This is a genomic window from Niallia sp. FSL W8-1348 (assembly GCF_038006745.1).
Classification (GTDB): Bacteria; Bacillota; Bacilli; order Bacillales; family Cytobacillaceae; genus Niallia; species Niallia alba.
This window is the reverse complement of record NZ_JBBOVV010000001.1, coordinates 2,023,894-2,039,579: the sequence shown is the minus strand read 5'-3', so window position 1 is coordinate 2,039,579 and position 15,686 is coordinate 2,023,894. Positions and strand designations below refer to the sequence as shown.

The 15,686-nt window shown below is 36.2% G+C and carries 16 protein-coding genes; 10 read left to right on the top strand and 6 right to left on the bottom strand.

Annotated features, from left to right (window positions below):
- Positions 1–11: 11 nt before the first annotated feature.
- Positions 12–770 carry an SDR family oxidoreductase gene (locus NST60_RS09665; protein WP_101729080.1) on the top strand — a complete coding sequence of 253 codons (759 nt, stop codon included), beginning with the start codon at positions 12–14 and terminating at the stop codon, positions 768–770.
- A 115-nt stretch (positions 771–885) separates the two neighbouring features.
- Here NST60_RS09665 and NST60_RS09660 read toward each other — a convergent pair whose 3' ends face one another.
- Positions 886–1,575, bottom strand: coding sequence for a metal-dependent hydrolase (locus NST60_RS09660; RefSeq protein ID WP_169187695.1), 690 nt, complete (start codon positions 1,573–1,575; stop codon positions 886–888).
- Positions 1,576–2,009: 434 nt separating this feature from the next.
- Positions 2,010–2,900: a dihydrodipicolinate synthase family protein gene (locus tag NST60_RS09655; protein ID WP_101729078.1), complete on the bottom strand. Its 891-nt coding sequence runs from the start codon at positions 2,898–2,900 to the stop codon at positions 2,010–2,012.
- A gap of 432 nt (positions 2,901–3,332) precedes the next feature.
- On the opposite strand from NST60_RS09655, the gene NST60_RS09650 reads away from it, so the two are divergent.
- From NST60_RS09650 to NST60_RS09635, 4 genes are all read left to right on the top strand, one after another.
- Positions 3,333–3,770: a hypothetical protein gene (locus tag NST60_RS09650; RefSeq protein ID WP_328022223.1), complete on the top strand. Its 438-nt coding sequence runs from the start codon at positions 3,333–3,335 to the stop codon at positions 3,768–3,770.
- Between the two features lie 161 nt (positions 3,771–3,931).
- Positions 3,932–4,579, top strand: coding sequence for a sigma-70 family RNA polymerase sigma factor (locus tag NST60_RS09645; protein WP_169187697.1), 648 nt, complete (start codon positions 3,932–3,934; stop codon positions 4,577–4,579).
- Positions 4,536–4,700, top strand: coding sequence for a YvrJ family protein (locus tag NST60_RS09640; RefSeq protein ID WP_016201341.1), 165 nt, complete (start codon positions 4,536–4,538; stop codon positions 4,698–4,700). Before NST60_RS09645 ends, NST60_RS09640 begins: the two co-directional genes overlap by 44 nt.
- Entirely contained in the window at positions 4,697–4,936 is a 240-nt protein-coding gene (locus NST60_RS09635; RefSeq protein WP_016201340.1) for a hypothetical protein, read from the top strand. Before NST60_RS09640 ends, NST60_RS09635 begins: the two co-directional genes overlap by 4 nt.
- Before the next feature lie 70 nt (positions 4,937–5,006).
- Here the strand turns inward: NST60_RS09635 and NST60_RS09630 are convergent, their stop codons facing one another.
- The 3 genes from NST60_RS09630 to NST60_RS09620 all read right to left on the bottom strand — a co-directional run bounded on the left by NST60_RS09630 (position 5,007) and on the right by NST60_RS09620 (position 8,746).
- Entirely contained in the window at positions 5,007–5,987 is a 981-nt protein-coding gene (locus NST60_RS09630; RefSeq protein ID WP_101729077.1) for a polyprenyl synthetase family protein, read from the bottom strand.
- A gap of 3 nt (positions 5,988–5,990) precedes the next feature.
- Positions 5,991–6,542 carry a Gx transporter family protein gene (locus NST60_RS09625; protein WP_169187698.1) on the bottom strand — a complete coding sequence of 184 codons (552 nt, stop codon included), beginning with the start codon at positions 6,540–6,542 and terminating at the stop codon, positions 5,991–5,993.
- Between the two features lie 332 nt (positions 6,543–6,874).
- Positions 6,875–8,746, bottom strand: coding sequence for an FAD-dependent oxidoreductase (locus NST60_RS09620; protein ID WP_016201337.1), 1,872 nt, complete (start codon positions 8,744–8,746; stop codon positions 6,875–6,877).
- Between the two features lie 410 nt (positions 8,747–9,156).
- Here NST60_RS09620 and NST60_RS09615 point away from each other — a divergent pair, with 410 nt between their 5' ends.
- From NST60_RS09615 to NST60_RS09595, 5 genes are all read left to right on the top strand, one after another.
- Positions 9,157–10,203 (top strand): FAD:protein FMN transferase, encoded by a 1,047-nt coding sequence (locus tag NST60_RS09615; RefSeq protein WP_169187699.1) that lies wholly within the window; start codon positions 9,157–9,159, stop codon positions 10,201–10,203.
- Positions 10,204–10,227: 24 nt separating this feature from the next.
- A complete protein-coding gene (gene menA, locus NST60_RS09610; protein WP_016201335.1) occupies positions 10,228–11,169 on the top strand; it encodes a 1,4-dihydroxy-2-naphthoate polyprenyltransferase in 942 nt (313 codons plus the stop codon).
- Positions 11,170–11,438: 269 nt separating this feature from the next.
- Positions 11,439–12,242 carry an energy-coupling factor transporter ATPase gene (locus tag NST60_RS09605; RefSeq protein WP_016201334.1) on the top strand — a complete coding sequence of 268 codons (804 nt, stop codon included), beginning with the start codon at positions 11,439–11,441 and terminating at the stop codon, positions 12,240–12,242.
- Positions 12,227–13,084, top strand: coding sequence for an energy-coupling factor transporter ATPase (locus tag NST60_RS09600; protein ID WP_411955787.1), 858 nt, complete (start codon positions 12,227–12,229; stop codon positions 13,082–13,084). Before NST60_RS09605 ends, NST60_RS09600 begins: the two co-directional genes overlap by 16 nt.
- Positions 13,081–13,875, top strand: coding sequence for an energy-coupling factor transporter transmembrane component T family protein (locus NST60_RS09595; RefSeq protein WP_224428139.1), 795 nt, complete (start codon positions 13,081–13,083; stop codon positions 13,873–13,875). Before NST60_RS09600 ends, NST60_RS09595 begins: the two co-directional genes overlap by 4 nt.
- A 472-nt stretch (positions 13,876–14,347) precedes the next feature.
- Here the strand turns inward: NST60_RS09595 and NST60_RS09590 are convergent, their stop codons facing one another.
- Positions 14,348–15,463: an IS4 family transposase gene (locus NST60_RS09590; protein WP_016201461.1), complete on the bottom strand. Its 1,116-nt coding sequence runs from the start codon at positions 15,461–15,463 to the stop codon at positions 14,348–14,350.
- Positions 15,464–15,686: the final 223 nt, after the last annotated feature.

Genomic DNA, 15,686 nt, shown 5'->3' with positions numbered 1-15,686 from the left:
TGGATTTAAAAATGAAATTACAAGACAAGGTTGCAGTAATTACAGGTGCAGCATCTGGGATGGGGAGAGAGATTGCTCTCATTTATGCAAAAGAAGGAGCGAGTGTTGTTGTTTCTGATTTGAATTTAGAAGGCGCAGAGGCTACAGTTCAAGAAATTAAAAATAATGGTGGCAATGCAGTTGCATTAAAAACAAATGTAGCGTTAGAAGACGATATTCAGCAGTTGATTGATAAAACCATTGATACTTTTGGAAAAGTAGATATATTAGTGAATAATGCTGGGATTATGGACAATATGGAGCCAGCAGCGGATATTGAGGATAAAATATGGGATAGAATCTTTGCTGTTAATACAACGAGTGTCATGCGTTCTACTAGAAAAGTATTGCCACTATTTTTAGAGCAACAAGGTGGCATCATAGTAAATATCGCTTCTGCTGGAGGATTATATGGCGCTCGTGCAGGTGCAGCCTATACGGCTAGTAAGCATGCGGTTGTTGGTTTTACGAAAAATACTGGTTTTATGTATGCAGATAAAGGGATTAGATGTAATGCGATTGCTCCAGGAGCAGTTATCACAAATATTGGTGCTTCGATGACAAATATCAATCAATATGGCGCGGCAAAACAGCAACTAGGTATGGCTATAAACCCAAGAGCTGGTAGTGCAGAAGAAATTGCAAAGGTTGCCTTGTTTTTAGCATCGGATGATTCAAGCTTCTTAAATGGAACAGTCATTACGGCAGATGGTGGCTGGACTGCTTACTAATATTGAAGATAGCGTATAGGTGTCGACAGACTTAGTATGTGGGAGTTTGTGAAGGATAAGTGGAAACTAACCATAAGCGGGGATAAGGACCCTCCACTGATGGTTAGTTTTTTTATTATAATTCGAATGTCTCACCCAGTTCTAATACTTTTCCTTTTAAACCGAGCTCTTCTAGTTTATTCACAAACGCCTTAGCGTCTTGCTCGATAGCAGGGAATGTATTGTAATGGATAGGAATAACTAATTTGGCTTGATACCATTCGGCTGCTTGTAGCGCATCCTCTGGTCCCATTGTATAATGGTCTCCGATTGGTAGAAACACGACGTCTAAATGATGCCTATCACCAATCATCTTCATATCGCTAAAAAGTCCAGTGTCTCCAGCATGGTGTAACACTTTTCCTTCTGCTTCAATGATATATCCAGCTGGCATTCCGCCATACAAGATATTTTTATTTTCTTCGTCAATAATCCCAGAGCTGTGGAATGCATGTGTCATTTTCGCTTTAGCGAATCCTAAATCGACTGTTCCTCCGATATTCATACCAATTGTTTCGACACCTTTCCAGGCCATATAGGCAGCTAACTCAGGATTAGCGACAACTGGGGCATTATTTGCTTTTGCAATTGGTGCGGCATCGAGAATATGATCCATATGTGCATGGGTCAATAGAACAGCGTCTACTTTCACTTCCTCCACTTTTGTTGTGGCTGAAGGGTTTCCGCTAATAAACGGATCAATAATGAATGATTTTCCTTCTGTACTAATTTCAATCGCGGATTGACCATGATAAGTAATTTTCATGCAAAATCATCTCCTTAATTCCACAAAAAGGTGGATTATTGTCTATTTTAGATTAAAACAGAGAGAGGGAAAGTGCCAAATGATATGCTTGTCTGTTGATTGGAAAAAATCGGTTCCTTGTAAAGCATGTTGTTGCAATGCTCCTGATGAACCCAATTAAAAGTTAAGATACTCTATACTACCCAAAAAACAGTAAAGTAAAAAAGAGCAGAATAAGGAGACCACTGAAAAAGTCTTTTTTTCGAACGAAATTAAGACCAAGCATGTTTGAAAGTAAAAAAAGGTTGGTTTGGAGAGGCGTCCGCTCGCCCCATGGAAAGCGAGCGGACGCCTCGGAAAACAAATCCATCATCTTATATTTAAAAAGTGGCTATTGCCCATCATCATTATCTAGCCAGTTTTTCAGTGTCCTCAGAATAAGTCAGCATTTTTTCTCATAGTACTTCTCGATTTTGCCAAACAGCCATTACTATTTTCTTTTCTTGTTTACTCAAAGGAGATAATGGCTCTCTGCAAATTCCAGCTTCTATATTGTTTTCCGTTAGGACATATTTTATAGCTCGCAATGCTCCAAGTTCTAAGATTGTATGTACGGTTGGGCGTAATTTGTTGAATTGTTCTTCTGCGAATACCCATTCTTCCCGTTTTATCAATTCAACAATTTGTTGCATTTCTTTTGGAAAAACATTTCCTATTATACTAGTAATTCCATCATATCCATTTCGCATATTATCCAAAAGAAGTAAATCAAATCCTGTTAAAACAGAGAAGGAAGAGCCAAGCTCCCTTTTGACTATCGGAGCATTGCTAGGATTTCCTGCCTCCTTTAAAGCTTTAATCTGAGGATACTTCTCTACTAAATGATATAGGGTATTTAATTCTAGGTTAAATCCAGTCCGGGGTGGATTGTTATAGAGCATAATAGGTAAATCAGTAACAGCACAAACTCTTTTCACATAAGCTGCTGCTTCTAGCTGACTCATACGTAAATAGGGAGGAAATCCAAGCATAATTCCATCCAATTTTTCTCTTTGAGCAGCTTCCGCTAATCGTATGGCATCTGTTGTTCTTACGGCAGCAACTCCACCAATGAGGAGAAGACTATCCTTCCCCGCTGACTTTGCTTCCTGATAGAGAATCTGTCGTTCTTCAATTGTCATTGAATGTTGTTCTCCCGTAGAACCACTAATAAGAAGAGCTGGGACATGGTTCTGTTTATAGTAATCTATTAATGAATAGATACCACTAAGCGACAGCCTCTCTTTTTGATCAAAAGGGGTAACCATCGCAACACTAAATGGAACAAATGGATTTTGTGTAATCATTCTCCTAACTCCTTTCAAAATAGATTATACTTAAACTATTCAGACAATGGCAAAAGAAAGCTGTTTACTGGAAGTATTTCTACCGATTTATCCCATTTTCAACGGACAGTAAGAGTCAATCGTAAGCTTTAAGAATTCAATGAAGATAGGTATGAGACCACTGAAAAGTCTTTTTTTCGTACGAAATTAAGAGCAAGCATATTTGAAAGTGAAAACAAATCCATCATCTTATGTTTAAAAAGTGGCTATTGCGCATCATCATTAACTAGCCAGTTTTTCAGTGCCCTCGATAGGTATAGGTGGGAGATTAAAGGCTCGATTGGTTCAACTAACCATCAGTGGGGATAAAGGAAAACCCTCACTGATGGAAGTTTCACTTTATCTTTTTCATGTAATGAAATCAATAGGAAACTCGAAGGGAGTAGGATTTTAGTGATTAGAGTAGCACTCAATTTTGCAATTATGTTGGAACAAGTGAAAGAAAAAGGATTTATGGAAGAAGAGATTATCCAAGCCCTCGAAACGGATGATTTTGTTTTTTTTGAAAATTGTGGGAATGGGTTGCCGGATTGGGAAACGCTTTTCTCCTATTATAAAGAAAATAGAGAAGGAGTAAAAGCGATCATTTCAGATGATTATGAAATAACCTTTTTAACTAAAGGAGCACTAAAGAGGCTTTTATTATTGAAATATCAATTAGTGGAAGGAAGAGATTATGAAGACCGCGGAGAAATACTTGGGACAATAACCTTATCGAAAGAATCTTTTCAGCAATTTACGAAGATAGTAGCAAAAAACTGGACTTTTGTCGTATTGGAAGAAAATATAGACAATGCTATCTTTGATATAAAGTTGTCTGTAAACGATTAAATGAATTTAGGACAAGTGGTTGTTATTTTTGCGTCGAACCTTTCTTTATATAAATAGAAGGAGGTAAAAATAACCTATCTAGTCAAAAAGAGGCTAATATTGATTAGTCCCTTTTTTTACAACAAAAACAGAACATATGTTCCTTTTGGGAGGTTTAAAATATGAAGGAATGGCGTTCTTCACAGTCAGAAGCATATACCACGTTTTTAGAGGAAAACAAATCATTATTAAGCAATCCAATTGTAAGGAGTTTTTTGCAAAAAAAGGTAAATGTTCATCTGTTAAAAAAAGCGATCGAATGTCCGACAAAGGAAAATAAGGAAAAAGTGGATAAAGCCTTTAAAAAACATTTCTTTACTATTCGGTTTATTTCTTATATCACTTCTTCGATGGAGTATAGCACCATTAATTTTAATAAAAATGTAACGACATATCAGAAAAGGTTTCCTTTAATACTGACTGAAAAGGAAGAAGGAGGAGAGAGGGACATGCCTCTAAATGATAGGGAGGCAGAAATGGAATGGATAGTGGAGAAAGAAGATTTACGTTCTGGGATGGAGGAATATATTTCAGATGAAACGATATATTCAGCCATTCTTGGCCTGACCTTATCACAACGAACGATTCTTACCTATGCTTACCTTTATAAATTATCGGATACAGAAATTGCCCGGATACTTAGTACGTCCCAGCAATATGTGTCGAAAACGAGAAAAACAGCTTTAAAGCGTATTCTTACATTTACGAACAAAGGGAGGAAGGAAGATGGAATTAATAGACATGACTCAATGGATGACGATGATCAGTAATTTTGGTTTTCCGCTAACTTTATCATTATTTGTTCTACTTCGATTAGACAAAAAAATGGATGAACTTCTTAAGGAATGGAAGAAAATTGATCAAGATCAACGAAAGGAAAATGCCAAATGACAGATATGTACACGATGGTGAAAAGGGCCAAGGCAGATCCAGAAGTACTAAATGAATTAATTCAACTGTTTGAGCCAAAGGTCAATAAATTAATGAAAAGAACAAATCCTAATGATATGGCAGATCTTTCTCAAGAGCTAAAAATAATGTTAATACAATCTGCCTACCAATATGACTTAAATAGTGTTCCAGGCTTTTGGGAGTTTAAAGATAAATATAAAAAAGAAGAGAGCTGATAAGCAAAATCCGAACCCATCATGCCGATTGGCTTGCAATGGCTGGGTTCGGATTATGGTAAAGAGCACATTAAACCTTCCTTTTTAATAAGCTAGTAGTAATTTCATAAAGATGGTTTTTGTAATCTCCTTCAGGTAATTTACTTAGTTGTTTGATGGCTTTTTCCGTATACTTTTTCGCAAGGAGTTCTGCTTTTTCAACTCCTTTGTATTTAGTTATAAGCTCAGAAATTAGCTGCATATCCTCGTCAGTCAAAGCATCTTTTTTATCTAAAAGAGGGATAAGCTCTTTAGGGTTTGCTTGGATTGCATAGATAAGTGGCAAATTGTAATGACCTTGCTTAATATCTGCCATTACAGGCTTTCCTAATGTTTGAGAATCTCCTTTATAATCTAGAATATCATCCATTATTTGAAAAGCCATGCCAATATAATGTCCCATATTCCAAGCGTTCATAGCGAGTGGTCTGCTTGCTTCACTCTCGATTGCGCCGGAATAGCAGCTTACGGCAAAAAGCTGAGCTGTTTTTCCGGAGATTCTTGTTAAATAATTTTTAACCGTAACAGTAGATTGATAACGAGCATTTAATTGATCTAGCTCTCCGCTTAAGATTTTTTCCATGCTGCGGGCATTGAATTCTAAATGGGAAAGAGATGTTGCGTGCTTAGATAAAATTGTAAAACAAACACAGAATAGATAGTCACCTGCATAGATGGCAAACTTATTCCCGTTATGAGCATGGATAGTTGGAATGTTATGTCGTGTTGGTGATTCATCAATGACATCGTCATGGATGAGTGTTGCCATATGCAATGTTTCCAATGCCGCTGCCACAGCAACCGCACGACCTTTATCTTTTGAAGGACCTATTTGTGAACAAAGCAGGGAGTAGGCAGGTCTAAGTAGCTTGCCGCCGGAATAGATTAAATCCTTAATCGTCTTTTCAACTACTTTATCACGAACACGAATATTACTTTTAATTAATTGAAGTACTTTAGACAAGTCATTTTTTAATTCTGGATACGTATCCCACATTTGATGTACACGCATAGTCTAACCTCTTTCATTACTAGATTCGTTTATTTCCGATAAATCTCGATAATATTGTAGTTTTTCTACATGTGTGATTAAATAGTTGGCTAGTATTCCTATGGCTATTCCCGATAAGATCCCGATAAAGGATAGAACAGGTAAATATAAGAATACAGTCCATGTTTGTGCCACAAAACCTGCAACGGCTAATTGTCCAATATTATGAAGAATTGCTCCGGTGGTACTTACACCGATTAAGCTAATTCGTTTTGTTCCAAGTTGTTTCGCACCCCACATGCCGATAAAGCTTAAGAGAGCTCCACTAGCACTATACATAAAAGTAGAAAGCGTTCCTCCTAATAATGTTGCCAAGCAAAGTCTAATTGCGACTACTTTAAAGGCATCTTTTGTAGAAAGTGTATATAACGCCAAGCATGTGATAATATTTGCTAATCCAAGTTTTGCTCCTGGAGCAAATGCAAAGGGAAAAGGGATAGCCCGTTCCAATAAGCTTATAATTACTGCTTGAGATGCAAGTAGTGCTATATATACAAGGCGTTGATTTTTCGTCATATTCTCAACTTCCATTCTTGCGAATATAATTATTCCTATAAATAAGTTGATTGTAGGTTAAACAAATACTGATACCTATTAATCAGTACAGGACAAAAAAGAATAGGTATTTGCAGATTCTTTATTCTATAACTTACCCTATTGTTAACAGGTTGATTGGAGCTGATATACGAGACTCCCCGCGGAAAGCAACCTATTGGTTTAAAAGCTTAAGGTTTATAAAACGGTTAAAGAATAAAATCCAATAGATTCTTTTTTCTCCTTTACTGATTCAAAGGATTGCTAGAAACATGGAGAACGTTGTATTCCCTATGTTTCTAGCATATTGTCAATTATTTATAGTCTTTATATATCGCTCGTTCTTTTCCGTACCACCAGTCGCCCAATTTTCTTTGAAGGAAAGGAACAACCCAGTAGTCTAATCCAAATGTACGACCAGATCCATTCATTAAAGCGATAGATGCTGGTAATGCCCATACTTTATCCCATCCAAGCATTGCACATAAAGTGAACATTACTAAGAATGCAGCACTTGCAGCATTTGCTAACCATGTGAATAAACCTGCAAGAATTGCTAATCCGATTGCTAACTCAATAAAGATCATCATTTTTTGCATAAATAGCGCAACTTCTGGTGTTGGAAGCATGATTTTCATAATCCACTCAAACCAGAATGGCATTTTACTTAAAATTGGTGTTGCAAAATCAGTAGAAGTTGCCGCTTCACTAGCACCACTTGTAGCAGTTTGTAACCATTCAAAAGGCATTTTAACACTTGTAGCAGTTAACCAAGAATCTTCACCAAGACCATTGAATAGGTTTGGAACCTTTGACCAGCTGGAAATAGAATCTTTCCATGTTGATTCTCCCCATAGCTTCGCACATGCTTCTATTATCCAGAAACCTGCAACAAATACGCGTAAAGGTAAGCTCCAAAGGACATTGCCATAGCGTGTTAAGAAATCGCGGAAGATATTACGCTTATCTTTTGTATGGAAAAACTCATGCATTACATATTGGTACATATAATAGCCACTTCTGATACCAAAGAAATAATATAGATTAACCATATGCTTCATGAAGTTTGCAAACCAACCGCTTAGATGAACACCACTTAAATTAGCAACACCGTATCTTGCTCCGATGGAAACCATAACACCATGGTACTTTCCTACATATTCTTCCTTTTCACCACCGCTAATTTCTGCAATAATATTTTTAGCTGCAGTCATAGCAGTTTGTTCAGCAGCCTCAACAATTTGTGGAGTAGGCTTTCCAGGCTCTTCTTCAAAATATGCTAAGTCACCAACTACATAAACATCTTTATAGTCTTCAGATTCCATATGAGCATTTACTTTTAAGCGACCTGCTCTTCCAGCTGACATGCCGTAATCTTTTGTATCAGAGTTTGCGCGAACACCCGCTGTCCAAATAAGTGTATAAGTCGGTAGCTCTTCGCCGGATTTTAGTACGATAGCATCTTCTTTGACTTCAACAATTGGAGCGCTTTTTAAGATTTTAACTCCTTGCTTCACCATATAGCTTTCTGCTTTATCAGCATCTCTGCGTTCTAGCATATTTAATATAGTAGGAGCAGCTTCTACAACATATAAAGTAATATCATCTGCATCTAGTTTATAGTCTTTCGCTAATCGTTCTTTCCATTCAATAAGTTCCCCAACCATTTCGATTCCCGTGAACCCAGAACCACAGACAGTAAAGGTCAGCATGGCTTTTCTTGTAGCTTCATCGTGAACAGTAGCCGCTTTACGAACGATCTTTTCAATATGTTCTCTTAATCTAACAGCATCTTCCCAAGACCAAAGGGTAAAGCCATTTTCTTGTACTCCAGGTGTTCCAAAATCATTTGGTTCGCCACCCATTCCTAAGATTAGATAATCAAAAGAAAATTGACCGTGCTCTGTTGTAACTACTTTGCTTTGATAATCAACATGCTTAACGTTGTCTGTAACTAATTTAACCTTTGTGCGATTAAATAAACGGCGTAAATCAAATTGAATAGCATCCGGCTCTACTCTATGTGCAGCAACCTCATGTAATTCAGTCATCATTGTATGATAGGAATGTCTATCTATAAGTGTAATGGAAACTGAATCATCTTTTTTATACTTTTTAGCAAGTTTTTTTGCGGCATGAACGCCTGCATAACCTGCTCCGATTATGACAATATTTTTTTTGTCCATTCTTCCTATTCACTCCCATAATAGTTAATTACTTTTTTGTGAAGTTTTGAACAATACTAATATAACAATGTGGTTTATATCTGTCTATGGACTTCATAGAATGTATACAATTTAAAATTTCGATTGTTCACATTTTCGAAACATTTATAAACAGAGTATTTTTGTCATAAATTCTCCATATTTTAAGAAGGTGCTGATAAACACTATTAAGACAATGGTTAATCCGTAAATCGGCTGTTTTATAGGCTTTTGTCCACTAAAAAGTCGATAGACAGTGGCAGAAAGCAATGATAAAATGACGGTGTTATAAATGTGAAAAAATTCACATTGTGAAAATAATAACAAATTATATGGATTATAGAAAAAAATAAAACAACCATAATGTGATATTCATAGAAGGGATGATTTGAATGAATAAATTTAAAATGGCGGTGATCCTTTTTCTTTCCCTCCTTTTATTAGTAGGCTGTGGCAAGCAAAAGGAATCTGATGCAGGAGTAACTAGTACCCCATATAAAAGAACGGAATTTTTAATGGGAACAGTAGTTACGATTAAAATCTATGATAAGGACAAGGAAGCCGTATTAGATCAAGTGTTTGATCGAATAGAGTTATTAGCAAGCCAAATCACGGTGAACGAAGAGGGCTCTATTGTGGATGAAATAAATGAAAATGCTGGTCGTAAGCCACTTCAAGTACCAGATGATATCTACCGTTTAGTGAAAGCAGGAAAAGAATATAGTGGTTACTCAGGAGGGGACTTTGATATAACAATTGGTCCGTTAACTAATTTGTGGCATATTGGATTTCCAGATGAGAAAAAGCCAACGCAATCAGAAATTGATGCCGTTCTCCCTTTTATTAACTATTCAAAGATAGAATTAAATGAAGAAAACCAAACAATATATTTGCCGGAACAAGGAATGATGTTGGATTTAGGAGGAATAGCAAAAGGGTTTATAACAGACGAAGTTGTTAAAGTATTAAACGATAATGGTGTGAAATCTGCCATTGTTGATTTAGGCGGAAACATTTATGTAAAAGGAATGAATCCTTCCGGAAAACCTTGGGAAGTTGGGGTTCAGGATCCTTTTTCCGATAGGGGCGAAATGGTAGGGAAAATGGAAGAAAGCAATACTTCTATTGTTACATCTGGGATATATGAACGGTATTTAGAGGTAGATGGAGTGAAATACCACCATATTCTTAGTCCCAAAACTGGCTACTCTGTCAATAATGATGTTGCTGGTATAACGATTGTTTCCGATAAGTCATTCGATGGAGACGGATACTCTACAACAATATTTATAAAAGGGGTAGAAGAAGGGTTAAAAGCAGTAGAACAAATGGATGGAATGGAAGCCATTTTTGTAACCAAAGATAAAGAAGTTTACTTAACATCAGGACTAAAAGGTAAATTTACATTAACGAATGAGAAATTTAAATTAGCAAATTAATAAGGAAGAAAGGGGTCATTAGGAATGTCGATTCGTTCATTTTTAAAGTTAGTAGAAATACAAACAAAAATAGCTAGTATATTCCCATTTTTTATCGGAATATTATTCGTATTATACCGTTATGAAGCACTCCATTGGAAAAACACGCTTATATTTTTTAGCTCCATGTTAATCTTTGATTTAACAACAACAGCCATTAATAATTATATGGATTATCGAAAAGCAAATAGTGATGAATACAGGAAAGAAAAAAACGTGATTGGGCAAGAGGGAATAAAAGAAAGTACGGTTATCGCAACGATTTTAACACTCTTTTTAACAGCGACGGGATTAGGCGTTTGGCTCACAGTGGAAACGGGATTATTGGTGCTTTTGATTGGTTTTATATGTTTTTGTATTGGCATCTTGTATACCTTTGGACCAATTCCTTTATCAAGAATGCCTTTAGGAGAATTATTTTCTGGCGTAACAATGGGAGTTGGAATCGTCTTTCTAACAGTGTATGTAAACGCATTTGATTATGGTATTGCATCATTAGTATGGGAACAGGAAATGATTATGCTGCAAGTGAACATTATAAAAATAATAGAAATTATCATTGTATCCTTACCGTGTATGTTTACGATTGCAAACCTAATGCTGGCAAATAATATTTGTGATGTGGAAGACGATATAAAGAACCATCGTTTCACTTTACCATTTTATTTAGGAAAGAAATATTCTTTATGGTTATATAATGGCCTTTATGCTGGATCCTTTGTTGCGATACTGATCTCTGTATTTCTCCATCTACTACCAGCTATTGCATTAATAAGTTTAATAGCGATATTACCAGTATATAAGCATATTCGGATTTTTAACCAAATCCAAGTTAAATCAAAAACATTTAGTTTAGCAGTCAAAAATTTAATTATCGTTAATGGATTTCTAGTAGTATCGTTAGCTATGTCCTTCATTATTAGATAAGGCTGTTTTCTAAAGAATTGTTGTTTTTCAATCGGAAAAAAGAATTAGTTGGAATAATGGAGCAGCCGGAATACACGTAGACGCCACGGGGATTAGCGAGACAATCTGAGACCTCGGAGGCGAAGCTAAGGAGGCTCAGAGCGGGCCCCGCGGAAAGCGAAGTGTATTCCTGGTGCGGGTAATCGCAACAAACTTTACGAAAACAGCCTTAGATAAAAATATAACGGATAAGCAAAACACTGGTGCTTTTCTCATAAGGGGGGATTGGTTTGGGAATTGTTTTAGAAGTGGAAGGATTAAGCTTTCGATATGATAAAAAGCAGGATAGAGGCAATGTAATGGACGTTTCCTTTCAGTTAAGAGAGGGAGAATGGACGGCGCTTATTGGCCATAATGGCAGTGGTAAATCAACATTAGCGCATTTGCTTGTTGGATTGCTTCAATTAGATGAAGGAAAAATTAAGTTAAATGGATCGGTTACAAAGAAAGAGCAAAGTTTTGAGCATATTGGGATTGTTTTTCAAAATCCAGAAAATCAATTTATTGGAACAACGGTAGAAGATGATGTTGCTTTCGGACTGGAAAATATAAATATGTCTTATGAAGAAATGCGAGAAAGAGTGGATAAAGCATTATTAGATGTAGATATGCTCGATTATCGTATGGCCGATCCTTCTCAATTATCAGGCGGCCAAAAACAAAGAGTTGCGATTGCAGGAATGCTAGCATTAGAGCCAAAGGTACTCATATTGGATGAAGCCTTTGTTATGTTAGATCCAAGAAGCCGAAAGGAATTAATGGCTACGATACGTAAATTAACAAACAAGGGAATGACGATTCTATCTATTACTCATGACATGGAGGAAGCAGCACATGCTGACAAAGTAATGGTCATGGAGCGAGGGAGAATTAAAACAGTAGATTGCCCCTCACAGCTCTTCTTTTCAGATTCAACACTAGAAAAGCCGTTTGCAGAGAAACTGAGAGAAGCATTGAAAAGTAGAAAACGTAAGGTTCCAGATAAATACATGACAGAAGAAGAAATGGTGCTATGGATATGCAAATCGAATTAAAGGATGTATCCGCAAATTATCAAATCGGACCAATCCGCAAACCAAACGTATTAAATTCCGTAAATCTTACAATTGAATCAGGAACTTTTACAGCGCTCATTGGGAGAACTGGTGCTGGGAAATCAAGTTTACTTAAGACATTAAATGGCTTGCTTCTACCATCCGAGGGAAGTATTCGTGTAGGGAATACAGTAATCAAGTCTTCTAACCAAAAAGACGCTATCCGAAAGATACGAAAACAAGTAGGGATGGTTTTTCAATTTCCAGAGTCCCAATTATTTGCTGAAACAGTCGAAAAGGACATTTGCTTTGGACCGCTTAATTTTGGTGTTCCATTAGAAGAAGCGAAAGAAAAGGCAAAAAAGGTAATAGACCTAGTTGGTTTAGAGCCGTCTATTTTATCGAAATCACCGTTTTCCTTATCTGGTGGGCAAAAAAGAAGAGTAGCGATTGCAGGGATTTTAGCAATGGAGCCATCTGTGCTTGTCTTAGACGAACCAGGTGCAGGCTTGGATCCGCAAGGTAAAAAGGAGATAATGTCTCTTATTTCTACTTGGCATCAACAAGAAGGTTTAACGACCATTCTAGTGACGCATGATATGGAGGATGTAGCTTTATACGCAGATCGAGTTATTTTAATGGATCAAGGAAAAATTTTAAAATATGAAAAAACCAAAAAGATCTTTTCAGATACAGAGTTATTGGAGAGTTGGGGGCTAGAAATACCGCAGGCTCGACATTATCAAAGAAGGATTGAACAGGAAACAGGAATAAAACTACCAAATGTGTGTTTAACGTTGGAAGAACTAGCAGATGCCTTGGTTGCGGTGGGATTAGTATGAATAAATTAATTTTAGGAAGGTATTTTCCAGGGGAATCATGGCTTCATCAACTAGATGCTCGGGCAAAGATGATTTCAGTCGTTTTACTTATAGCTATGCTATTTATAGCAGATAATTGGCTAGGCTACTTGTTTTTATGGTTAATTACCCTGTTTATCATGCACTTATCACAAGTTCCTCTTCGCACGTATGTACGGGGAGTAAAACCGATGATCTGGCTCATTTTATTCACAGTAGTGCTACAAGTGCTATTTACTTCTGGCAGCAAAGTATATGTAACATGGGGACCTATTTCCATTTCAGAGTACGGCTTAATAAATGGCCTATTTATTTTTAGTCGTTTTGTTATGATTGTATTTTTATCCACCGTTTTAACATTAACAACAAAGCCAATTGATTTAACAGATGGGATAAATAAACTTTTATCGCCGTTGCGTTTAGTAAAGATTCCTGTTGATGATATTAGCATCATGTTATCCATTTCCTTACGTTTCATTCCTAATTTACTTGATGAGACACAAAAGGTAATGGATGCACAAAGAGCAAGAGGGACAGAGTTTGGCGACGGGTCTTTATTCAAGCAAATGAAAACATTAGTGCCGATATTTCTTCCCTTATTTGCGAGTTCTTTGAATAGAGCAGAGGATATGGCTAATATGATGGACGTTAAAGGATACAATTCTGGAATAAAACGATCTACATTTAGAAGAGTATATTGGAAGAAACAAGATACATGGTGTTTATGCGGGGTATTTTTCATTGGAGTGGTCACTGTATTATTAAGAGGATAATAGAGCGGCAGTGTCAATCTGGTACCCTTTGTCAAGGACATATGAAAAAAAGAATTAAGAATCCAAAAGGTGATTTTTATATTGTATGAGAACACTGAAAAAATCCAATATTAACAAAGGCAGTTGAAATTCAATTTAATGAACTTTTAACTGCCTTTTTACTTTATAACATTGTTATCAAACCGCAAGATAAAAATTTGTATACTCACAAAAACCCTAAAGATATTAAAATATTTATAAAAGTAAAAAAAATCAAACTATACCATATATGGGCGGAAAATAAGTCAAAGAATAATGTAGATATATTTAGATTGATAAATAAACTCACTAGTGTTGCATAAATATTGTCGCAATTTTCAGTCTGATTATCCTCCTTGTTTAGAGCCAAAAAGGTAAATACCTATTCAAAGGTGGCTCCATCCATTTGGGTTTTTTTTACAATTAGACTTGTGCGACAACAACAATTTGCTTATTAAGGGATGGCTTTCCCTTCAATCTTTCGAAGCCAGATATGGGCTGGTTTCCACAATGCAGCCCTTAAATAACGGCTAATTTGTAAGGTTTTTCGCTTACTTCTTGTTTCAAGTTGTACGAGAACATGTAGGCAAAAAACAATCAGTGCGATAAACACTTGGTTTTGAATCGCCCATTCACTTTGACCGTAGAACTTTTTGATGCTGAGATGCTGTTTGATCCATTTAAAGAACAACTCAATTGCCCACCGTGATTTGTACATCTCTGAAATTTCTTCGGCACTCAAATCAAAACGATTGGTAATTAAATGCAGTTCATTTCCTTTTGAATCCATCACTTTTAGAAGACGAAAGTAATTTTCAGCACGGTTTTGAGTCGTACCAATCAACACCATTTGATCTGACAAAACAGCTGAATTCTCGGGTAGTTTAAAATTATAAACTTCCCGTATGACTGCGTTTTTCCGTAGCCTTGAAAGAAAAAAGTAACCATCATCTGTCATTCGGTCAAAGCGCTCGTAATCTAGGTAGCCACGGTCAAACACATACATGCATTCTTTATCATCAACCATGATTTCAAGCTGACCACGATCATGTTCTTTTGCCGTTGTTAAAACAGCCTTTTCAGGATAGGAACTCCCTTTTTCCATAAACACAAGTCTCAAATGCAACTTGACACCCGCTTTTGTTTTGCGGAACTTTGCCCATTTATGATTGGTCAAATTAAGTGGCAATGTGCTTGAATCAATGATTTTTAACGGCATAATAAGCTTTGTATAATGTGTTTTTGCATGAATTTGTGCGACTAAATCAAGGAAAAGCCTTTGAAATAAATCTGGATTTATACCGTTTAATCGGCGTGAGAGCTGAGAAATACTGATTGAATCAAGATCAATGCCTTTTTGTAGTTGGTCGTCGAAAAGACAATCGCTTAGCTCATGCAAACTTTCGACTTCTTGTAGCTGTGCAAAAAGGAGTAATTTTAGAAATGAGTCTGTTTTTAGTTTTTTCGTATAGTAATCTAATTTCAACGTTTTCACGGTTTCTTCAAAAAGTTGAAGATTTATTGGTGAAAACCATTGTCCAAATGAAGTTTTTCGTGTAATCTTGTCCATGTGTTGGTCCTTTTTTAGTGGATTTGGACGGGTTACCACCTGACTTATCCATTATAAAGGACTTTTTCTTTGCACAAAATAATAAAATTGAACATTTTGAGTATTTTTAATAATGAAAATAAATTAATGCAACACTAGTGAAATAAACTATCTTAATAATTTTCTATTATTTACGTTAACTATAGTGTGAAGATTTCACTTGGATAAAAACTAACTTGTTATG